Raw genomic sequence first — 21,907 nt, 5'->3', positions numbered from 1 at the left:
TCTTTTGGGTCACAGTTTTTCATCTGTAACATTGGTTGCCTCAACAATCCTGAGTATTATACCAGCTATTCCATCTCATGTAAAACCTTCAGGAGAAGCTCAAAACAATAGATTCCTTAGGCTAACTGGCAGAAAGATGCCTCTATTCTTATTCTCCGTTCGTAAGGCTGAGTGGTGATATCGGTATAGATCTTCGTTTGTATACGTTCGTATTGCACGAAGGTTAGCGTGGTTCGCAATACTTGAGTAGGCATTCTATGTATTCGATGAACAATCTGAAGAAAAAGGACAAGTACGCCACATTTTTCAACGGCAATCATTCCCTTATCAAGATTCATAGACATGCTGATCCTTTATAACATGAATACATTTGTCGAGGCTCCTTCGATCAACCATTTAACGAACGATAAAAGAATAACGGAGAAGGGGAAACAGTATCTATGAAAAGTAGTGATCAAATCGTTAATGTCAGACGGTGGGGAGTATTGCTCATGCTTGTCTTTGCAATATTGGATTGGTGGGATGTACTTCGAAGCAGTCAACCATCAACGTATCTGCTGCTGCCTAGATAGAGGTGCACATGAAGCAGTCGGGCAAATTGGATAAGTTGAAAAAAGGGGATGCGAATAATCTGAAGAAGCTGTACGGCATTTGGCACCGAACAAGTTGAGGACTTCATACTGTATACGGCTAACTCCAACGTCAAAGCAAGTATTACAAAAAGAATCGACGCTCAAACGGTCAAATTCAAAGACTATCGTCCCAATGAATATGCTCTTCTCAAAAAACACGTACTAAAGGTGCAAGTTCCCTATATTCTGTTTACGGTTGAGGGTGTCATAATTGAGTTCAAGCAGGAAACAGGCTGAAACTTAATTGCAGATGCTCGCTCAGCTCCCATCGGCGGGCAACTCCAGTCCCTGGCTTGAGAAATCGGTTTTGCGGACAGATAAAGCGATGCCGCCAATTCCTTGGTCGGCACGCCTTCCGATCTGCTGCTCTGGCAGTCCGGAGTCATGCCAAGGTCAACAGGCGAATGGTTGTCGCAGAGAATACACCTTAACAAATTCATTAATGCAACTATTATTTAATGATATAAATCAAATAAATCATGCTGCAATCCCTAAAATATGTGATGGTAAAATTAACCTGATCCTGTATAATTGAGAATGTTTCTTATTTACTTAATTTTACAGGATGTGGTGATAGAGATGCATACAAAAGAGGATATTGTTGTCATCGGGGGCTACGGCTATGAAGGGAGGACCATTTGCGCGAGACTGGGAGAGCGTTACCCTGGCAAGGTGTATGCAGCCGGACGAAGCCGCGAACGGGCAGAGCGATTCTGCCATTCCACCGGAGGAAAACTCAGGCCGCTGGAGATCGATATCCGGAAGCCGATACCTTCTGCCATGCTTAACAGCGTAAAGCTCGTTATCATGTGTCTGGATCAGACCGATACGGGCTTTGTCCGCGAGTGCTTCCGCGCTGGCACGCACTATATCGATGTGTCGGCGAACGGCTCCTTTCTCCGCCAAGTGGAGCAATGCCGGGAAGAGGCGACGGCTCACGGGGCGACCGCGTTGTCGAGCGTGGGGTTGGCTCCCGGCCTGACCACTCTTCTGGCGCTGGAGGCACATCGGCTGTTGGGCGAGACGGATCAGATTGATCTCGCGATAATGCTTGGGCTCGGTGATGCCCATGGGGAGGCGGCTATCGAATGGACGGCAGACAATATGGGCGCCCGCTTCGACATCACGCAGAACGGGAGGCAAGTGGAGGCGCTGAGCTTCACGGACGGCAAAACGTTCGATTTCGGCGCTGACATCGGCAACCACCTGGCCTACCGCTTCCCGTTCTCCGACCAGCAGACCCTTTCGCGAACATTGGACGTTCCTTCCGTCGCGACGCGCTTCTGCCTTGATTCCCCGCTGGTCACCGGGACGCTGGCCGGAGCCCGAAGGACCGGGGCCGTCCGGCTGCTCCAAGCGGGCTGGCTGCGCAAGTGGATATTCCGCAGCCTCGGGGCGCTTCACTTCAGCGGGAACCGGTTCGCTGTCAAGGCGGAAGCTCGGGGAAGAAGCAAAGAGGGGAAGCCTGCCTTGGCGGAATGCTTCCTCCAGGGCAGGGATCAATCCGCCGTGACGGCACAAGTCGCGGCTGCGGCCGCCGCGATGCTGATTGATTCGCCCAGTCCGGCCGGGGTCTATCATCTTGAGCAGTTGACCGATGTGGCAACCATGCTGAAGGAACTGGGGCCGGACATCATGTTCGATACCCAGCAATCCGCTCTTCTACTGGAGGGGAGGGAAGCCTGTTGAGCGCTTCCGCACACGACAAGCCCGGAACAGCTGACAACCAGCGGGCATGGATGATGACGGCTATTTGCCTCAGCGCTTTCTTGTCTCACTTTACCGCCGGGGTGGTGAACGTTTCACTTCCCCGGTTCATCACCGTGTTCCAGTCGGATATCGGGACAGTGCAATGGATGACGACGGGGTATCTGCTCGCCATTACGTCGCTTCTTCCCTTGATGGGCAAGTTAGGCGATCGCTGGGGGCATCGCCGCATCCATAACTGTGGTATTGCCCTGTTCACGATTAGCTCTGTCCTGGTCGCGCTCTCGCCGAATCTCACTGTCCTCCTCTTGATGCGGATTGTGCAAGCGACAAGCGCGGCGATGTTCCAGGCGACGAATATGGCGATCATCACGTTTCATTTGCCGGGCATGCACAGAGGGCGGGCTCTCGGGTTAGTGAGCACCGCCGTTGCCCTCGGCGGCATGGCGGGACCGGTTGCCGGCAGCTTCACCGCGGCCTGGCTGAGCTGGCAGTGGGCGTTCCTGATTCATGTGCCCGTGGCGGTCGTGGCAACCGGGCTGGCGGTGCGCTTTATTCCTGCTGATCAGAAGGAGGAGACGAGGAAAGCCTCATTGGACGTGGTCGGAGCCATCCTGTTCATGGGCAGCATCGGCACAGGAATCTACGCCATTGTGAACGGAGGCGCCTTAGGGTGGGGCTCCCCGAGTATGTTTCTACTGTACGTTGTCTTGCTAATCGTCTGGCCGTTGAGCTGGCTGTGGCAGTCCCGGCAGGAGGAGCCTTTTCTGCCGCTCGCGGCATTCCGTAATCCGGCCGTGGCCTGCGGCCTGATGATCAGCTGCGCATCGTTCCTGATGGCCAATATCGCGTTGGTTCTCATGCCGTTCTATATCTCCGAGACCACTGCAGTATCCGCGGCGGATACAGGCTATGTCATGCTGGCGTATCCGCTCCTCTTGGCCGTGATCGGTCCCGTCGCGGGGCATTTATCGGATCATATAGGCTCACGGCGCTTGATGTGTCTTGGGCTGTGCGCCATGGCAGGCGGGTTCATGCTGTTCTCCGGGGCATTCGGCGGGCTGCCGCTGTGGGCAATCATTTGCACGCTGGCGTTGATCGGTTCGGGGATGGGTTTGATCGCCTCGCCGAATAACAACTTTATTATGAGCTATGCCGTGAAGGAAGACGCAGGCTCGATCGGGAGCATGATTGCATTGACGCGTAACGTGGGCTTGGTGCTCGGCGCCGCGCTGGGATTAGGGCTTATGGACGACGGCGATCCCGCCAAGCCGTTGGAGGCGTATCTGCACATCTTTGGTTTCGGCGCCTGGATCGGCGCTGCCAGCCTGCTGCCTCTCGGATACAGCTGGTACGCAGGGAGAAGGATGATGAAACGACGACGTGACATCAGTACAGATAAATGACGGCAGGCCCCTGTCCTGCGCCGTGGTGCCGTTCGCTCTTGACTTCTAAGGGAAATCCAGAGTTTGAACTTGAATTTGATGAAAAGTTATGGATTCGAAGCGTAACAAAAACCGAAACAGGCTATGATATCGTTATCGCCAGAAAAGAATTTCTATGCTATGTATGCTTTCAAAATGACCCTTTATCTATAAAAGCCGGTGGTAAAGTCATTCCCGTATCTTCGATTTCCAAAGAACGCCCTTGGGATTTGAAGAACGGTAACATTCTGTGGGAGCAGATGTATTCTTTTAACACCACGGACAAACCGGAATTCCTGCTGATGGACGGATTCCAATATATTAAAACCTACAATAAGAAAATATCGATTTCTTAGATATCAAAAAATAAAATCATGCGCTGGTTATAGCAGCTAAATCACCTTATGTCACACAACATAAAAAAGAACAGTTCTCAGGTTTAGGATGAACTGTCACCCGGAAGATAGCACTTTTGAATAAAGAGTGGCTATTCTCCGGGTTTTTGTATTTTAACAAAAATATAGGAATGGATTCACAATATTATTACATCAGGAATATAGCAGTCTCGTTAAACTAACGAGCAGAATAGCTGCGGGTACTGTTTAATAAGTTCTGCCTTTAACTGCGCAAAATATATCAAAAATGATAACTTGAATTATTGTATAGTATAGTTATGTTAGCTCCATGGAGGCGTTGGAATGCAATACTTTGTACAGCAGATGAAATTGCGGAACGGGTAGGTTACTCACCTTATCATTTTCACCGAATTTTTCAATCTGTTACACGAAACTCCGTTTCGGAGTACATTAGGAGACGTAGATTAACCCTCGCTGCTTATGACTTGTTTTACTCCAACCTCCGAATAGTAGAGATCGCCATCAAATATCATTTCACATCTGAGGAAGCTTTTACACGTGCATTTCAGCAAAAATCAGAAAGCTATGGAACATTTTCCGACAACGCGTATCAGAAATTGATAGAAGGCGAGATCCCGAGTCTATTTATTACTCTTTAATTGAACTTACCGGAGATAAATGGGAAGTCTCTTATACAGCCTGTATTGAGATCAACGAAGAGGGAGAGCTGCCTGAAGGAATGGTGTATAAAGTACTCCCATCAACAACATACGCAGTATTCTCACATAAGGGAACCGTCGCGAGAATTCAAGATACGTTTGAGTACATTTATAGCTCCTGGTTGCCCAAATCTGAGAAAACGCGTATGAACCAGCCGGAATTTGCACGTTACGATCACAGATACCTCGGACCGATGAGTGAAGATTCAGAAATTGACATTTACATTCCAATTGACCCTATATCTTAATATTTCTCAGGGGAGGAAAACATTAAATGGATATAAATGGAATAACACAGCTAAGCTATGCAGGATACCATAAAGTGGAAATATCCGATACATCTCTGGGAGTTTCATTTCCAATGTGGGTGATGTATCCTACGGGCACGGCTGAGCAAACAGTTCAATTGGGGCCATACTCGTTAGAGTTAGCAAGAGACGCGGAAGCCTTGGAGGGAATGTTTCCCTTAGTTTTGCTCTCTCACGGTACTGGCGGTTCTCCGCTTGTATATCGAATATTAGCTCGGCATTTAGCGCGGAACGGTTTTATCGTCGGAATGCCTGAACATCCGTTCAATAACAGGAACAATAATAGCTTGGAAGGTACTATACAAAATCTTACCTACAGACCGAGACATATTCGTATGGCTATCGACTGGTTTTTTGAAAATAAGATGTTTGCAGGAAAAATAAAACCGAATGCCGTTTCCATTATCGGTCATTCGCTCGGCGGTTACACAGCTTTGGCAGTGGCGGGTGGTTTGCCTACATCATTTCCACACGAGACCCCGGACGGACAACCGCAACTCATAGAGGTTGCGCTGGATCCCCGAATTCAGTCGCTGGTATTGCTAGCGCCGGCATCGGTATGGTTTCAATCCGAGGGGGCGTTAAGTATGGTTAACGTTCCAATATTGATGCTTGACGCCGAAAAGGATCCGTACACTCCTTCTTTTCACGCGCAAATTATTGTGAGTGGGGTTGCTGACCGAAATAAGATTCAATATAGAACAGTAAAAAATGCCGGACACTTTTCCTTTCTGAGCCCATTTCCAGCTTCGATGATCTCCCCATCATTTCTCCCTTCTCAAGATCCTCCCGGCTTTGATCGGAAACAATTTCAAGAGGTACTTAATGCTGAAATAATGAGTTTCCTGAAACGTCAGTAAGAGCCAGCAGGTATCCCCTCCTGGACTTCTTTAACAGAAATGAGGCGCTCCATGTTCTTGGCGTTGCACAAATTCTGAATCATTAGCCTGTCGATATGACAGGTTTTTTTGTTTGCTGTAAATAAAGAACTTAACAAAGGAAGGAGGTAATTCTTTCCTTATACACGCGTGGAGCTTCAGGCTGATCGGGTCTGTCACACCCATTGAAGATTTTAACTCCATCTTTATACTTTCCTTAGAAGTTCCTGTTACGATATCTCTGCAGATAAGAGAGTAACGATAGTGGACTTCGAAGGAGGAGAATTTTTAAACATGCAAGCAGCACAACGATTAACAGGATTGATGGCTCTGGGCCTGGCATTTACGCTCATTCTATCCCCAGTCAACGCAATGGCGGCACCGCAGAAGAACGCCGGATTAAAGGAGAATATACGGGAGATTACATCGCTAACGTCATCGGACTACAAGGATTTGGCGTTCTTGAAGCCTATTTTGAAGGATAAGATGGTCGTCAGCCTCGGCGAGAACTTCCACCGTGTCGCGGAATACAGCAGCATGAAGACGAGACTGATCAAATATTTGCACGAAGAACTGGATTTTGACGTGATCGCGTTTGAATCAGGACTTGGGGACGCCTTCATGACGAACGAGAATGACGGCACATGGACCTCGGCAGAGATGATGCAGCGTTCGATTTTCCCGATCTGGCATTCCAAGGAGACGCTGAATCTATTCGATTACATCAAGAAGCAGCAGGGAACCAAAGATCCGCTGTATCTTGCAGGTTATGACATGCAATTCACTTCGGGATACCTAACGCAGTTCATTGCCGGTTGGATTGCCAAGGTGGACAAGGATCAAGGCGAGCAGTATTTCAACTTTGAAATGCAAGCGATGACGGATTTCTATAAAGTGCTCAACCAATACGGCATGGACGACAGCCATCCTGAAGCGAAGGCGGAGATCAAGAAGGTCAAAGAAGCCTACGAACCGAAATATAAGGCATTGATCCAGTTCATCCAAGAGCACAAGGAAGAACTCGCGGCGGCTTACCCAGCCAACCCGCATATGGTGGATATTGCGGTTAAGACGCTCGAAGATCGGGTCAACTTCATCGAGATGGGAACGTACGATACGAAGGAAAGCTATGAATTCCGCGACCGGATCATGGCCGACAACGTCGAGTGGTTGATGAAGGTTATGTATCCCGGCAAAAAAGTGATTTTATGGGCCCATAATGATCATCTGGCGAAGAATACGTCCAAAATTCAAACGAAAGAGCAAGGGAAATGGATCGGCAGCTTTACCAGCATGGGCGAACTGCTCCATAAGAAGCTGAAGGATAAGGCTTATGTGGTCGGTTTGTATATGAACAGCGGCAAGGCGAGCACCATTACGACGCAGAAGAGCTTCGATATCAAGCCGATGCCGAAGGGAAGTCTAGAGGAGGTGATGATGCGAAGCGGTTATAAGATTGCCTTTGCCGATCTATCGAAGCACAAGTCCCCGAACCAGAACAACGCATGGATGTTCAAGCCGATCTATGCAGCCGAGGATGGCATGACGTCCGAGATCATCGTGCCGATGTCGATGCGCTTCGTTCCGAAAGAGCAGTTCGACGGCATCATCGTCTTCGATAAAGTGATGGAACCAACAACGAAATTCTAATCCGGTTCCATTGGAGAATCAATCGTTCCTCCTGTCGTGAACACCGCGTGTGTTGCTGCAGGGGGATTTTTGACGCGTAAGCAGGTACATTGAGAGGATATAGGGCTAGTCTCGTTAAACTAACGGGGAGGATAACGCAATACATATGGAAATGCCTGTGGTAAAATATTACTACTAAAACTATCGAAAGGGAGTACATGAGTGGAAAACCTGATAATAGAACCCTACAACCCCAAAAGGGATAAAACCGCAATCAGTGCCATGTTATGTGGAAATGAACAGTTTGACGAAATGTTTCAAGAGAGCGAAAGAGTTTTCTCTGACGGTATACTTGTTGCTCGTTACAACGGCGTAACAGTAGCTTTTCTCTCATTTGATGGGTTTCAGAGAGCAACTGACACGACAATATATGTCAGTAAGGAATACAGAAGAATGGGGATTGGTACCGAACTTATTAGGAAGGCGGAGAATTTACTCTCACAAAATGAGGTAGTAGAGCGTTCTATTGGTGCATGTATGGATGGTGACCGATCTTCCCTGCAATTTGTATATAGGAACGGTTATTACATACTTCATTCATCCTATATCATGGAGCGTGAAGGCGAACCTCTTCCTGAGAGTAATATTTCTGTCAGGCAATATGAAGATGATGATTACCTTCTTTGCAATAGTATCAGTCAAATAGCATTTTACAAAATGCGTGAACAGGTTGGTATTCTTCCGTCTTATTATCTTCCTCCTAATGAAAGGGAACGGAAGCGTTTTGCGGAAAACAAAAGCAACATATACGTGATGCTTGTCGACGGTGAAATCGTGGCAGTCGGAATTATTGACGGCAGTGAGCTGAGTCATGTCTCTGTTCGGCATGATCTGCAATCGCGTGGATACGGCAGAGCTTTTGTTTCATTTCTTGTAAATGAAATTATGCGTCGCGGCGAAAAAATCGTGAAGCTAGGGGTTGTCAAAGGCAATCCTGCGAAAAATTTGTATGAGCGTCTTGGTTTCAAAGAAAAGTCAATATACCATTGGCTAACAAAATATTATAAGCCCGACACTCGATTGAGCAGACCGCCAGGCGAGAATATATCAATGAGCTAACGGGGAATATTAGTTGAATAAAAAACAGAGGCAGCCTGGGATGTATTCCAAAGCTGCCTCTGTTTTTTTATTCAAGTCTAATACTAATTTTTAAGGAACCTGACACGGTAGGGGCTTTTTGTTGGTTGACAAGAACATTGAGACATTACATGCCGCGTAAAATGCGGCTTTTTTTATTTATGTCCCCAAGTTCTTGTCATACCATTTAACATAAACTGGGGACATTACCGAGTACACCTCGATCCAGATTTTCCTCGTTCAATCTCCATATAAACTTCGCTACAATGCATGGAATGTTAATATTAACGGGCTTGAAGATCATAGAGGGTATGTTAGTGTAATTGAACTGTCTGATGTCGAGTGACAAGAATATGTACCGATTGTAGAAAAGAGCCAAGAAAGTAGCGAAGGAAGTATTTCAATGGTTGTGAAGTTTACTGGAAAGTGTTATGAAATCAGTTTTCGTTAATACGACTCGGTTTCGTGTTCCAGGACTATTAAGCAAATGCCATGCTGTGTACTGTTCGGCATATGGATTGGCAGCAGACATTCCGTCAACAGGAACCGCAACATTATATCCACGGAATGCAGCAGCTGTAGCTGTGTGAAGAACCGCTCCATTAGCTGAGTAACCAGTTACAATAACAGTTTGAATATTATTCTTTTGTAAAATATTCTCTAAATCAGTTTTGTAGAATTTATCTACGTTTGATTTCACAATTGGATCTATAACGGAAGGGCTTAATTGATGATTAATATCAGAAACATTTCCTGCATGCGTAAGACTGTAGACTACTAACATTCCTACCTCACGTGCTTCAGTCAATAAATTGTTAATCTTAGAGATGGACGCAATACAGCGATGATTGTTACATATAGAATCCTCCATATCTAAGATAAGGAGTGCAGTACTGCTAGGGTCAATATAGACTGCTTTTAACTCAGGTGTAGGTGGGGGGATAACATTATTCCATTCGTCGATGATTGTATGGTCAGATCGCCAATTACCGCAAAAGGGACAACGATACCTCATAATAACCCTCCTAGATGCTTCTTTATAGCCTATGTAACGAGTTAGAAAAGGTGTATGTATGGAAGGTGAGCAATATGCCTTTTACGAGAAATAAAAGGGTGCTCCATCAGCGATATCCAAGAGGCTGGCTATTAACTATGCCGATGAAACAGACTGGATTGAATCTATTGGGAAAAGGAAGAGTAAAATCCCTGTTATGGGGCCTTACATGGAAATCATAGATAACTGGCTGGAAGAAAATCGCTTGGTTCCTTGGAAACCAACGTTTTCAGGCAGACAGCGAACGGTGCTGGCGTATATTCGAAAACAAAAATGGAGCATGAAATGCGCCAAAACTTACGAACGGCTAGAGCATCTGCCGAGGGGAAGCCCAGGTTTATTTTATGACCATTCAGGTTAGTCAAGCGCCTTATGTGCTCATTATAGGTTCGAGGCGTTTTTTATAATTCATACCTACGACCCAAATCCTGCCCCTATCGGCACAATCCACGCTCCGGACGTCTCCGGGCGACCACGCCTCAAGTTGGTACAAGGGCGATATAGCCAACAAGCAAATAAACTGACTATATTTTTTTTGCATAGTTTCTATGCGCAATTTATATTTCACGATTGGAATGACGGTATGTAACATAAAGGTAACCGCAGTAGGCAGCGGCACAATTGTCGGAGGGATATGATATGAATAAAACCGGAAATGGTCAAGTCAAGAACCGGCACCAAGCACTCGATTTATCGGATCAGCAGATTCTTGAAATGTATCAGAATATGGTTTTGGCGCGAAAAGTAGATGAACGGATGTGGATTCTAAATCGTGCGGGAAAGATCCCTTTTCTCGTTTCTTGCCAAGGTCATGAAGCAGCACAGGTAGGAGCGGCTTATGCGTTGGATCGAACGAAAGATTTTCTGTGTCCGTATTATCGGGACATGGGTATGGCCATTGTTTTCGGGATGACGGCAAAGGAATTGATGCTTTCCGCTTTTGCCAGGGCGGGAGATCCAAACAGTGGCGGACGCCAAATGCCAGGGCATTACGGGAGTAAAAGACTGAATATTCTTTCCGGGTCCAGTGTCGTATCGAGTCAAGTGCCGCATGGTGTTGGAATCGCTTTATCTGGAAGAATGCAGGGGGAAAAACTTGTCGTGTTAACGGCCTTTGGGGACGGGGGCAGCAATCAAGGGGAGTTTCACGAAGCGGCGAACTTTGCAGGGGTGCACAAGCTTCCTGTCATTTTCTTGTGCGAGAATAACAAGTATGCCATTTCTGTCCCCTTTTCAAAGCAGGCGGCTTGTGAAAGTATCGCGGATCGGGCAAAAGGTTATGGGTTTCCTGGCATCAGTGTGGATGGCAATGATCCCTTAGAAGTATATAAGGTCACGAAAGAGGCGGCCGATCGAGCAAGAAGAGGAGAAGGGCCAACGCTTATCGAGGCGGTCGTCTATCGTTTAGTCCCTCATTCAAGCGACGACGATGATCGAACCTACCGTTCCCGTGAAGAAGTGGAAGAAGCCAGGAAGAAGGATCCGCTAGTAACCTTTAGCACTTATCTTAAAGATGTGGGGATATTAGATGAACGTAAAGAGAAGGAAATCCATGACCGGATGCTCATGGAAGTCGATGAGGCCACGGAATATGCGGAGAATGCCCCGGATTCGGCTCCGCAAGATGCCCTTAAGCACGTGTATGCAGAATAGGGGGAGTGAGAAATGGCCGTAATTTCTTATATTGATGCAGTGACCCAAGCTCTTCGGGAGGAAATGCAGCGAGATAAAAGGGTATTTGTACTAGGAGAAGACGTCGGGGTACGTGGAGGGGTGTTTCGGGTTACACAGGGATTCTATGAGGAGTTTGGGGAACAACGGGTTATAGATACGCCACTATCCGAAGCGGCCATTGCAGGTGTATCGGTTGGGGCCGCCGCTTATGGATTGAGGCCTGTAGCAGAAATTCAGTTTGCCGAATATATCATGCCTGCCGTCAATCAAATTGTGAATGAAGCAGCCAAAATGAGATACCGCTCGAACGGAGATTGGAACTGTCCCTTAGTCATTCGTGCTCCTTATGGAGGAGGAGTTCGCGGCGCCCTCTATCATTCACAATGCGTCGAAGCCATGTTTTGCAACATACCCGGTCTAAAAGTGGTTACACCTTCCACTCCTTATGATGCCAAAGGACTGCTAAAAGCAGCCATCCGCGATGCAGACCCTGTTCTTTTCTTTGAACACAAGCGATGCTATCGATTGATCAAAGGAGAAGTGCCGGACTCGGATTACATTGTTCCCATCGGGAAGTCGGATATTAAGCGGCAAGGAGAAGACCTCACGGTTATTTCTTACGGACTTACCTTGCATTTTGCGTTGGAAGCGGCAGAAAAACTGTCCCAAGAAGGATACAGCGCTCACATTCTGGATTTGCGTACCCTCTATCCTCTGGATAAGGAATCTATTGTAGAGGCTGCTCGTAGAACCGGTAAAGTGCTGATTATTCATGAAGACAACAAAGAGGGAGGGGTTGGGGCTGAAGTAGCAGCTGTGCTCGCAGAGGAATGCCTTTTTGAATTGGATGCTCCGATCAAACGCCTTTGCGGCCCAGACGTTCCCGCAATACCTTACAGTTTGCCAATGGAGAAATTCTTCATGCTCAATCCGGATAAAGTATACCAAGCCATGAAAGAATTGGCGCAATTATGATCCGATCGGGAGGAGAATATGGCTGAGAAAATCGTTATGCCCCAGTTAGGAGAAAGTATAACGGAAGGAACCATCTCCAAGTGGCTCGTCAACATCGGGGATAAAGTCAAAAAGTATGATCCCGTATGCGAAGTGATTACCGACAAAGTTATTGCGGAGGTTCCTTCTTCTTTTAGCGGCACGATATCCGAAATTGTCGTTCAAGAAGGCGAAACGGTAGAGGTAGGAGCTTTGATTTGTTGTATTGCGGCGGAAGATAATGCGAATACGCCGGTTGAATCCAAGACCTCCGCTCCATATCAGGAAGCCGATGATGTGACAACGCAGGGAACCGATGATCTGACAGCGCAAGCAGCTACGAACCAACGGTATTCGCCGGCCGTGCTTAAACTGGCGCAAGAAAACAACCTGGATCTTTCCCGCATAGAAGGATCAGGCGTTGCCGGACGAATCACCAGAAAAGACATCTTGGAGATTTTGCAAGAAAAGAGTTCGGTGGATGACCAGTTTGCCGTTCATTCTCCGGTAAATCCAGCCGACGAGACGATCCCGGTTACCGGCATCCGCAAAACGATTGCCACACGAATGCTAAAAAGCAAGCAGGAAATCCCTCACGCCTGGCTTATGGTTGAATGCGATGTCACCAATCTGGTACGTTATCGAGGCCAGATCAAAGAGGAGTTTAAGAAAAAAGAAGGAATCCATTTAACTTATTTGCCATTCTTTATCAAGTCGGTTGCAGAAGCCTTGAAGGAATTCCCTACCTTAAATTCGCAGTGGGCAGATGATCACATTATCGTCAAGAAAGCGGTTCATATCTCGATTGCCGTTGCCACCGATCAAGCGTTATTCGTTCCCGTCATTAAGGACGCCGACAAAAAAAGCGTTTTCGGTCTTGCAAAAGCAGTAGATGAATTGGTCAAGAAGACGAGGGAGGGCAGGTTAACGCCAGAGGATGCAACCGGCGGAACTTTTACCGTTAATAACACAGGCACTTTCGGTTCCGTTCTTTCCGCCCCAATCATCAATCCTCCGCAAGTGGCCATTTTAAGTGTTGAAGCCATCGTAAAACGTCCGATCGTCATCGATAACATGATTGCCGTCCGCGATATGATGAACATCTGTCTTTCCTTGGATCACCGGGTTTTGGACGGTCTGGTGTGCGGCCGCTTCTTGAAGAGAGTCAAGCAAAAGATTGAAGGTTACGGAACGGGCACCGACACCGGACTCGATTAAAGGAAAGGGGAGATGAAATCATGCATTTTGATTTAACCGAAGAACAAGCGTTGATAAAGAAGATGATGCGTGATTTTGCGGAAGGCGAGGTTGCCCCGGGCGCAGATGAACGTGATCGTACAAAGCAATTTCCGGAGGCTGTGTTTGAAAAATTAACGAAGCTGGGAGTCATGGGTCTGCCTTTTCCCGAACAATATGGCGGCGGGGGAGCAGATACAATAAGCTTTGCTATCGCTGTAGAAGAATTAAGCCGGGTATGCGCATCCACAGGCATCACCTATTCTGCCCATATTTCGTTAGGCGGGGCACCCATCCATTTATTTGGGACGCACGAGCAAAAGGAAAAATACTTAACCCCCCTTTGTAATGGAGAATACTTGGGGGCGTTTGGGCTGACGGAACCGAATGCAGGTTCCGATGCAGGCGGAACCCGAACGACAGCGAAGCTGCATCAGGATCAGTGGATCATTTCCGGTTCCAAATGCTTTATTACCAATGCAAGCTTTGCCAAAAGCCTGGCGCTCACGGCCGTAACGGATCGCTCCAAAGGGACGGATGGAATCAGTGCGTTTATCGTGCCTACAGATGCACCAGGATTTACGGTCATTAGCAATTATGAAAAGATGGGGCTGCACGCTTCGAATACAACGGAGTTAGTTTTAGAAGATGTAACCGTTCCCAAAGAAAATCTTCTAGGGAAAGAAGGACATGGATACAAGCAATTTTTAGCTACGCTTGACGGAGGCCGAATCGGTATCGGAGCGATGGCGGTCGGAATTGCCCAAGGGGCTTACGAAAAATCACTCCAATATGCCAAAGAAAGAAAACAATTCGGCCAAAGCTTATCCTCCTTTCAAGCCATCCAATTCAAGCTGGCCGACATGGCCATGAATATTGAACTCGCACGCACTATGGTGTATAAAGCGGCTTGGCTTAAGGATAAAGGCAGGAAGTTCAAGAAGGAAGCGGCGATGGCCAAATTATTTGCTTCGGAAATATGCATGAAGGCGTGCGATCAAGCCGTTCAGATCCATGGCGGGTATGGTTATATGAAGGAATACCAGGTGGAGCGGTTCTTCCGGGACGCCAAGCTGCTAGAGATCGGGGAAGGAACTTCGGAAGTGCAACGAATGGTCATTGCACGCCAGATCGGTTGTTAAAGGGGATTGGTTCTATGTTCAAAAAGATTCTAATCGCCAACCGGGGCGAAATTGCGGCTCGAGTAATCCGCACTTGCAAATCGCTGGGCATTGCCACTGTCAGCATATACTCGAAAGTGGATAAGGAAGCCCCTCATGTCAAAATGGCAGATGAGGCCTACGAGGTGGGAAATCCCAAAGTAACAGATAGCTATTTAAAAATCGACAAAATTTTAGACATCGCCCGTCTGTCAAAAGCGGATGCGATTCATCCCGGATACGGACTTCTCTCGGAAAATGCTGAATTTGCACGCCGTTGCGAGGAAGCGGGTATCGTATTCATCGGTCCATCAGCGGATGTCATTGCCCGCATGGGTAGTAAAATTGAAGCCCGATACAGCATGGAACAGGCAGGCGTGCCTGTTGTCCCCGGCATTTCCTGCGCATTAGCAGATGCGGAAGAAGCAGCACAGGCAGCGAGTCGTATCGGCTATCCGGTCATGCTCAAGGCTTCGGCCGGCGGTGGCGGGATCGGCATGCAGATCGTTTATAACGAATCGGAGATGAAGCAAGCATTTGAAGGGAATCAGAAGCGTGCCTCTAATTTCTTCGGAGATGGGGCCATGTATCTAGAGAAGGTTGTGGAAAATCCTCGGCATATCGAAATTCAGATTTTGGCCGACTCCCATGGGAATACCGTCTACTTATGGGAACGGGAATGTTCCATTCAACGACGTCATCAAAAAGTCGTGGAGGAAGCTCCTTCTACCTTTTTGGATGAACTCATGAGAAGCAAAATGGGAGAAGCGGCGGTAAGGGCGGCTCAATCCATCGGATACCGGAATGCAGGAACCATCGAGTTTTTAGTTGACGGGAATAAAAATTTCTATTTCCTTGAAATGAATACTCGTCTACAGGTGGAGCATACGATTACAGAAGAGATTACCGGCTTAGACTTGGTTGCAGAGCAATTGCGAATTGCGGCCGGACATTCCTTGAATTTTGGTCAATCCGATGTGACACGCGACGGTCATGCGATTGAAGTGCGGATTTATGCGGAAGATCCGAAGACGTTCTTCCCATCTCCGGGAGTGATTTCGAAGTTTGCTATACCTGAAGGAGACGGAATCCGACATGAGTTGGCTGTACATGATGGTTCCATGGTGACTCCTTTCTATGATCCGATGATTGCTAAGCTCATAGTCAAAGGGAAGGATCGCGACGAAGCGATTGACCGGATTCAAGAGGCGCTGGCCGATTATCAGGTTGAGGGCATCAAAACAAACATCCCAATGCTGCAAGAAGTCATCGCGCATCCCGCATTCCGTTCAGGCGATACGACAACGAGTTTCGTTGCGAAATATTTTAATGGAGAAGACATGACTTGATCGGGTAGGGCCTCGGCGAGTTACCGAATGGCTATTCGTAGAACAGGAGGTTATTCAGATGAGCAAAATCGTAGCGGTTATGGCGGGGAATGTGTATAAAATTCTTGTCAAGCCTGGGGATCAAGTCGAAGCAGGACAAAATGTGGCCGTTTTGGAATCGATGAAAATGGAGATCACGATTACGGTTGGTTCTGGCGGGAAGGTAAAAGAAGTAATCGTGAGCGAAGGCGACTTTGTTGATGAAGGAGATCCATTGATCGAGCTGGAGTAAACGTATGCTGGGGGTTGGGGAGATGAACTGGCCGGCGAGTGTGACGATCAAAGAGGTTGGTCCGAGGGATGGATTACAGAACGAGAAGGTCTTTGTGCCAACAGAGGATAAAATCGCTTGGATCAACCAATTGTCCGGCACCGGACTCAAATCCATTGAAATCACTTCGTTTGTGAATCCTAAGTGGATCCCGGCGCTGGCAGATGCCGCAGAAGTTGCGAAAGGGATTGAACGGAAGCCTGGCATCACGTATTCGGCTCTCGTTCCGAATCGTCAAGGCCTGGAGCGAGCGTTCGAAGTCGATGTGGATGAAGCAGCCGTCTTTATGTCTGCCAGCGAAACCCATAATCAAAGGAACATAAACAAGTCTATTCGCGTTACCTTTCCCATTCTAAGAGAAGTGGCGCAAGAAGCTCTCTCAGCAGGAAAGTCAGTCCGCGGTTATGTGTCAACCGTCTTCGGTTGTCCCTATGAAGGTCCTGTGTCCATCGACGAGGTGATCCGGGTAGCGGAAACGTTGTTCGAAATGGGGATTGGCGAGTTATCACTCGGGGATACGATCGGCATTGCAAATCCTAAGCAGGTGCAAGGTGTATTGGATATTCTTTTGCAGCGTTTCGATGCCAAAAAACTGGCCCTGCACTTTCACGATACGCGCGGGACGGCTCTGGCTAATATTCTGGTGTCCATGGACATGGGGATCACGACGTTTGATGCCTCCGTCGGCGGTTTAGGCGGATGCCCGTATGCGCCTGGCGCCTCGGGCAATGTGGCTTCGGAAGATTTGCTTTACATGCTGGATGAGATGGGGATTCGAACTGGGGTAAATCAGGAAAAGCTGCTCTCCGCGGCCCGTTTTATTCAGGAAAAGATAGGAAGAGACTTACCAAGCCGTAATCTTCAGGTCGGCAGCTCGAACGGATAGGCAGGCTCATCATTCGGTCAGGGAAGGAGGGGGAGCATGGAAAAAGCCGTATTGGTCTCCAACATGGGAAATGGAATTGTGCTCATGACTTTAAACCGGCCGGAAGCCGCCAATGCGCTATCGATAAAGATGCTGGAACAATTGCGGGATGCGGCTGCGGCATGTAAATTTGACCAGTCTGTTCGCTGTATCGTAGTCACAGGGGCTGGAGAGAAAGCCTTTTGCGCAGGTGCCGATTTAAAAGAGCGCGCAGGAATGGACATGAACCGGGTGCGCAGGACGGTTTCTTTGATTCGCGAGAGCATCAATGATTTAGAAGCCTTGCCCCAGCCGGTCATTGCCGCCGTGAACGGAGCCGCTGTTGGCGGGGGAACGGAATTGGCGTTGGCATGTGACATTCGGATCGCCTCCGAAACGGCAACATTCGCCCTTACGGAGACTTCGCTTGGGATTATTCCTGGCGCAGGAGGAACGCAGCGGTTGCCGAGGCTGATCGGGAAGGGGCGCGCCAAAGAGCTCATTTTCACGGCAAGAAAAATCGATGCCAAAGAGGCTAGGGACATGGGGGTGGTAGAGGTTGTGACACCGCCTGAATCCCTTCTCGATAAAGCATTAGAAATAGCGGGCCACATTGTTCGAAATGCTCCTATCGCCGTGGCGCAGGCCAAGTTCGCCATCGATAAGGGATGTGATGCCGATTTGAGCACCGGGCTTGCGATTGAGCAAAATGCCTATGAAGTAACGATTCCGACAAAGGATCGCTCGGAAGGACTGCAGGCGTTCAAAGATAAGCGTCCCCCCATATTTAAGGGCGAGTAACAAGCATGTTGGAGATAAGGAGGAATAGGGGATGTCCATGGAAATAAATCGGGAGGAGCTGCAGGAACGTAGTTCACGGATCCTCCAAGGGGGGGCGCAGGCTTATCATCAAAAGAATGCGGAACGAGGAAAACGATTTGTTCGCGACCGTTTAAAGCTATTGTTTGATCCGGGTTTCGAGCTGGAGGATGCGTTATTTGCCAACTGTGTGGCAGAAGACCTTCCGGCGGATGGCGTGGTTACGGCGATTGGAAAGATTAACGGGCGAATCGTGTGTGTGATGGCCAATGATTCCACCGTAAAAGCCGGTTCTTGGGGATTGCGTACGGTAGAGAAGATCATTCGAATACAAGAGACGGCCGACAAAATGAGAGTGCCGTTGATTTACCTCGTGGATTCAGCAGGTGCTCGCATTACGGACCAGGTCGAGATGTTCCCTGGCAGGCGCGGGGCTGGCCGTATTTTTTACAATCAGGTCAAATTGTCGGGTAAAATTCCTCAAATCTGCCTGCTCTTTGGTCCTTCGGCTGCAGGCGGAGCATACATTCCGGCATTTTGCGATATCGTGATTATGGTGGATGGAAATGCATCCATGTATCTCGGTTCCCCGCGGATGGCGGAGATGGTTATCGGAGAAAAGGTTACGTTAGAAGAAATGGGGGGCGCGCGCATGCATTGCTCGGTATCCGGATGCGGTGATGTGCTGGCCAACAACGAAGAAGAAGCCATTTCGATGGCACGACGATATCTCTCCTATTTTCCCGCCAATTTTTCCGAAAAACCGCCGGTCGTGGAAGCAGCGGCACCACAATACTTAGAGAAATCATTAGAAGAGCTCATCCCATCCAATCAGAATGCCCCGTTTAATATGTATGACCTGATTGACCGGATTATTGACGAGGGGTCATTCTTTGAGATTAAGAAGCTGTTTGCCGGCGAACTGATTACGGGATTGGCCCGAATGAACGGAAAACCGGTTGGGATCATTGCCAATCAGCCGCGGGTGAAAGGAGGCGTGCTGTTTCACGACTCGGCGGATAAGGCAGCCAGATTTATTACCCTTTGCGACGCGTTTCATATCCCGCTTCTGTTTCTCGCCGACGTTCCCGGTTTTATGATCGGCACCAAGGTGGAGCGGGCAGGAATTATCCGCCATGGCGCGAAAATGATTTCTGCCATGTCCGAAGCAAGCGTGCCCAAAATCTCGGTGATCGTCCGTAAAGCATACGGAGCAGGCCTCTATGCGATGGCTGGTCCTGCGTTTGAACCGGATTGCTGTCTCGCATTGCCTACGGCTCAAATTGCGGTGATGGGACCGGAAGCTGCGGTCAACGCCGTCTATGCGAATAAAATTGCTCAACTGCCTGAAAACGAGCGGGCCTCTTTTATCGAACAAAAGCGGGAGGAATATAAGCAGGATATTGATATTTATCGGCTAGCCTCCGAAATGATTATTGACGGGATTATTCCGGCCGATTCGTTACGTGACGAGTTAGTGAATCGATTGGAGGCTTATTCATCAAAGGTTGTCGTCTTCTCTGAGCGGAAGCACCCGGTATATCCGGTTTAATTCGCTGGCATTTCCAAACAGCACCAAGCGTTTAGCGGCGCGCCGGTGCTGTTTTTTGCGTGGACAGCATATCATAATCTTGAGCCAGAGGATGAATGGTTTGGATACCGCTTTGCCAATAGGGGAAGGAGGCAGATCCGGATCAGATGGATATTAGACAGCTTCATTATTTTGTAGAAGTGGCCAAACATAAAAATTTTACAAAAGCTTCGCAGGTCCTGTTTGTTTCTCAGCCATCCATCAGCAAGATGATCAAAAGCCTCGAAGACGAATTGGGAGTTACTTTGCTTGACCGTTCCGAGAGGGAGGCTGTACTCACGGATACAGGAAAGCTGGTTAACGAGAAGGCTTTGAAAATTTTGCAACTGCTAGAGGAGATATCTTCTTCTGTTAATGAGCTGGTTCAAGTACAAAGAGGAAAAGTGAAGATGGGAATAATGCCTACAATCAGCGCATTGCTTTTCCCAAAAATAATTGCCGGATTCAAGAAGAGATATCCCAGGATTGAGATTCAAATGGTAGAATACAGCGCCAAACAAGTAGAGATGCAGATGGAGCAAGGAAATATCGATTTTGGGGTCACTGTGTTGCCGGTGAACACTCGGCTGTATGGAACGGTTTCCTTGTTATCTGAAGAGCTGGTTGTCATTGTAAGCAGTCACCACTGGATTGCCGGAAGAAAATCCGTCAGTTTAGTCGAATTAAAGAATGAGCCGTTTATTCTGTTCACCAAGGAATTCGCCCTTCATGACGTAGTGTGGCAAGCATGCTTGCAGGCCGGGTTCCAACCAGAGGTGGCTCATATGACCTCCCTGTGGGATTTCTGCTGCGAGATGGTGGCGTCTCAATTAGGAATTTCATTGATCCCCAGATCGATGGCGAACCGTTTGCATCATCTTGCCGTTCATACCGTTTCGATTTCCCATCCGCAGATTGCTTGGGAGTTGGCGCTTATTTATCCCCGGGATAAATACCTTTCATATGCATCCCGGGAGTTTATTGACTATATCCAGGCCAATCCGCCGAATCAACCGGGATTATGAACGGGGCTGTGGGCGGGAAGCACTCAGCTAGCGGAAAATGGCCACCCTGTAAAAGCAATGGGAAATCTAAGTATCGACCCAACCAACCTATACCTTCGCTACATGCCCTAAGCCTGACATATTGATTGTCCCAAGGGGGTGGGGAACAAGTAGAAGAAAGGGGAGTCTAAAACCTAATAATAAGGTTTTAGACCCATTGTCGGAAACTTCAACCATGTGTCATTTGAATACGGAAAATATAAAAACGAAATGGATCACTGATTAACTTTGCAATTTTGTATTCCAAAGACCGCATTCGCCGGACAATAGCGGGTTGTGCCTGTAATTATCGGAGCCAATCCGACTAGTCCCCACCAGCTTCTGTAATACAGTCCCGTAAAGACGATTGCAGCTCCAATTGTAATTCGAATCGCTTGTTCCGTTTTACCAACGTTACAGTTCAAGTTCTACACCTCCGTAAGTTAAAGTCAATTTGCTCATACTTAGAGTTGCCGCATAGTTATTGTTTGAGATAAGATGCATTCTCATGCTTGGAATAGATTGGCTAGTACTTATTGACGATATATTGTCACCACCGTTCCCTTCTTGCTCTCAGCCAATCAGTGAAGCTTTTTCATGCCCTCTTACGTAAAAGGGATGACTGAAGAGCGATAGCTTTCGAAATGATGGGAATATACACACTCTCCTAATGCGATGCATAGGAGAGTTTTTTATTTGCAGCGACGGGAGGGATATTCGCATGAATGGAGCGGGTTTATTCAGGTTAACGGGCATTGCCGGTTGCCATACAGGAAAAAATCTTAGAGTGAGCACTCATGACTGCTATTTGCCAGACGTCAAGAAGATCGCCAATCAATTAGACTCAAAAAATTATATCTTGTGTTATTGAAGTACGGAGCTCTTGTATTCTAGAAATATAATAATTTTATGCCAAAATACCGATAAAGTTTTTACATCAAAGGAGGAGATCTTAATGAAGATTCCACAACATGGTAAAGGAATAAAAGTGCTCGTAAGTCTATT

At 47.8% G+C, this 21,907-nt stretch carries 21 protein-coding genes and 2 pseudogenes; 20 read left to right on the top strand and 3 right to left on the bottom strand.

Translation table 11 applies throughout. The features are described from left to right. Positions 1 to 134 precede the first annotated feature (134 nt). Positions 135 to 248: pseudogene (locus A372_RS38670) on the bottom strand (sensor domain-containing protein); the annotation flags it as partial. A 429-nt stretch (positions 249 to 677) separates the two neighbouring features. Between A372_RS38670 and A372_RS38660 the strand changes: the two are divergent. From A372_RS38660 to A372_RS34160, 9 genes are all read left to right on the top strand, one after another. After that, on the top strand, positions 678 to 869 hold the full coding sequence (locus A372_RS38660; RefSeq protein WP_337484140.1) for a DUF4358 domain-containing protein: 192 nt from the start codon (positions 678 to 680) through the stop codon (positions 867 to 869). Positions 870 to 1,211: 342 nt separating this feature from the next. After that, complete coding sequence (locus A372_RS0117370; RefSeq protein WP_019422155.1) at positions 1,212 to 2,321, top strand: saccharopine dehydrogenase family protein; 1,110 nt, start codon at positions 1,212 to 1,214, stop codon at positions 2,319 to 2,321. Beyond that, positions 2,318 to 3,745: an MFS transporter gene (locus A372_RS0117365; RefSeq protein WP_019422154.1), complete on the top strand. Its 1,428-nt coding sequence runs from the start codon at positions 2,318 to 2,320 to the stop codon at positions 3,743 to 3,745. Before A372_RS0117370 ends, A372_RS0117365 begins: the two co-directional genes overlap by 4 nt. Before the next feature lie 38 nt (positions 3,746 to 3,783). Beyond that, entirely contained in the window at positions 3,784 to 4,119 is a 336-nt protein-coding gene (locus A372_RS0117360) for a hypothetical protein (RefSeq protein ID WP_337484098.1), read from the top strand. A gap of 317 nt (positions 4,120 to 4,436) precedes the next feature. Then, a complete protein-coding gene (locus A372_RS38655; RefSeq protein WP_237728551.1) occupies positions 4,437 to 4,778 on the top strand; it encodes a helix-turn-helix transcriptional regulator in 342 nt (113 codons plus the stop codon). Next, positions 4,682 to 5,086, top strand: coding sequence for a GyrI-like domain-containing protein (locus A372_RS38650; RefSeq protein ID WP_337484137.1), 405 nt, complete (start codon positions 4,682 to 4,684; stop codon positions 5,084 to 5,086). The genes A372_RS38655 and A372_RS38650 overlap by 97 nt, the downstream gene beginning before the upstream one ends. Positions 5,087 to 5,112: 26 nt before the next feature. Further along, positions 5,113 to 6,006 (top strand): alpha/beta hydrolase family protein, encoded by an 894-nt coding sequence (locus A372_RS0117355; RefSeq protein ID WP_019422152.1) that lies wholly within the window; start codon positions 5,113 to 5,115, stop codon positions 6,004 to 6,006. Between the two features lie 312 nt (positions 6,007 to 6,318). After that, positions 6,319 to 7,674, top strand: coding sequence for an erythromycin esterase family protein (locus tag A372_RS0117350; protein WP_019422151.1), 1,356 nt, complete (start codon positions 6,319 to 6,321; stop codon positions 7,672 to 7,674). A 201-nt stretch (positions 7,675 to 7,875) separates the two neighbouring features. Next, a complete protein-coding gene (locus tag A372_RS34160) occupies positions 7,876 to 8,772 on the top strand; it encodes a GNAT family N-acetyltransferase (RefSeq protein ID WP_019422150.1) in 897 nt (298 codons plus the stop codon). A 418-nt stretch (positions 8,773 to 9,190) separates the two neighbouring features. Here A372_RS34160 and A372_RS0117340 read toward each other — a convergent pair whose 3' ends face one another. Beyond that, positions 9,191 to 9,805 (bottom strand): cysteine hydrolase, encoded by a 615-nt coding sequence (locus A372_RS0117340; RefSeq protein ID WP_019422149.1) that lies wholly within the window; start codon positions 9,803 to 9,805, stop codon positions 9,191 to 9,193. 208 nt (positions 9,806 to 10,013) lie between these two features. On the opposite strand from A372_RS0117340, the gene A372_RS37440 reads away from it, so the two are divergent. From A372_RS37440 to A372_RS0117290, 11 genes and pseudogenes are all read left to right on the top strand, one after another. Next, positions 10,014 to 10,205: a hypothetical protein gene (locus A372_RS37440; RefSeq protein WP_157259597.1), complete on the top strand. Its 192-nt coding sequence runs from the start codon at positions 10,014 to 10,016 to the stop codon at positions 10,203 to 10,205. 278 nt (positions 10,206 to 10,483) lie between these two features. Continuing rightward, the gene (locus A372_RS0117335; RefSeq protein WP_019422148.1) at positions 10,484 to 11,497 is read left to right on the top strand and encodes a thiamine pyrophosphate-dependent dehydrogenase E1 component subunit alpha; all 1,014 of its coding nucleotides are present in this window, start codon (positions 10,484 to 10,486) and stop codon (positions 11,495 to 11,497) included. 12 nt (positions 11,498 to 11,509) lie between these two features. Continuing rightward, positions 11,510 to 12,493 (top strand): alpha-ketoacid dehydrogenase subunit beta, encoded by a 984-nt coding sequence (locus tag A372_RS0117330; RefSeq protein ID WP_019422147.1) that lies wholly within the window; start codon positions 11,510 to 11,512, stop codon positions 12,491 to 12,493. A gap of 18 nt (positions 12,494 to 12,511) precedes the next feature. Then, on the top strand, positions 12,512 to 13,729 hold the full coding sequence (locus A372_RS0117325; RefSeq protein ID WP_019422146.1) for a dihydrolipoamide acetyltransferase family protein: 1,218 nt from the start codon (positions 12,512 to 12,514) through the stop codon (positions 13,727 to 13,729). Between the two features lie 20 nt (positions 13,730 to 13,749). After that, positions 13,750 to 14,889: an acyl-CoA dehydrogenase gene (locus tag A372_RS0117320; protein ID WP_019422145.1), complete on the top strand. Its 1,140-nt coding sequence runs from the start codon at positions 13,750 to 13,752 to the stop codon at positions 14,887 to 14,889. A gap of 14 nt (positions 14,890 to 14,903) precedes the next feature. Then, positions 14,904 to 16,256 (top strand): acetyl-CoA carboxylase biotin carboxylase subunit, encoded by a 1,353-nt coding sequence (locus A372_RS0117315; RefSeq protein WP_019422144.1) that lies wholly within the window; start codon positions 14,904 to 14,906, stop codon positions 16,254 to 16,256. Between the two features lie 34 nt (positions 16,257 to 16,290). Further along, positions 16,291 to 16,527: pseudogene (locus A372_RS0117310) on the top strand (acetyl-CoA carboxylase biotin carboxyl carrier protein subunit); the annotation flags it as partial. A 22-nt stretch (positions 16,528 to 16,549) separates the two neighbouring features. After that, positions 16,550 to 17,452, top strand: coding sequence for a hydroxymethylglutaryl-CoA lyase (locus A372_RS0117305; RefSeq protein WP_019422142.1), 903 nt, complete (start codon positions 16,550 to 16,552; stop codon positions 17,450 to 17,452). 36 nt (positions 17,453 to 17,488) lie between these two features. Further along, positions 17,489 to 18,271 (top strand): enoyl-CoA hydratase, encoded by a 783-nt coding sequence (locus A372_RS0117300; RefSeq protein ID WP_019422141.1) that lies wholly within the window; start codon positions 17,489 to 17,491, stop codon positions 18,269 to 18,271. Between the two features lie 31 nt (positions 18,272 to 18,302). Next, complete coding sequence (locus A372_RS0117295; RefSeq protein WP_019422140.1) at positions 18,303 to 19,841, top strand: acyl-CoA carboxylase subunit beta; 1,539 nt, start codon at positions 18,303 to 18,305, stop codon at positions 19,839 to 19,841. A 146-nt stretch (positions 19,842 to 19,987) separates the two neighbouring features. Further along, positions 19,988 to 20,884, top strand: coding sequence for a LysR family transcriptional regulator (locus tag A372_RS0117290; protein WP_019422139.1), 897 nt, complete (start codon positions 19,988 to 19,990; stop codon positions 20,882 to 20,884). A 254-nt stretch (positions 20,885 to 21,138) separates the two neighbouring features. On the opposite strand, the gene A372_RS36455 is transcribed toward A372_RS0117290, so the two are convergent. Next, a complete protein-coding gene (locus A372_RS36455) occupies positions 21,139 to 21,327 on the bottom strand; it encodes a YgaP family membrane protein (protein WP_083858869.1) in 189 nt (62 codons plus the stop codon). Between the last annotated feature and the right edge of the window lie 580 nt (positions 21,328 to 21,907).

It is taken from the genome of Paenibacillus sp. OSY-SE (assembly GCF_000283315.1).
In the GTDB taxonomy this organism is placed as follows: domain Bacteria; phylum Bacillota; class Bacilli; order Paenibacillales; family Paenibacillaceae; genus Paenibacillus_B; species Paenibacillus_B profundus.
Note: the sequence above shows the minus strand (reverse complement) of the source record. Positions and strands in the feature narration are given on the sequence as shown.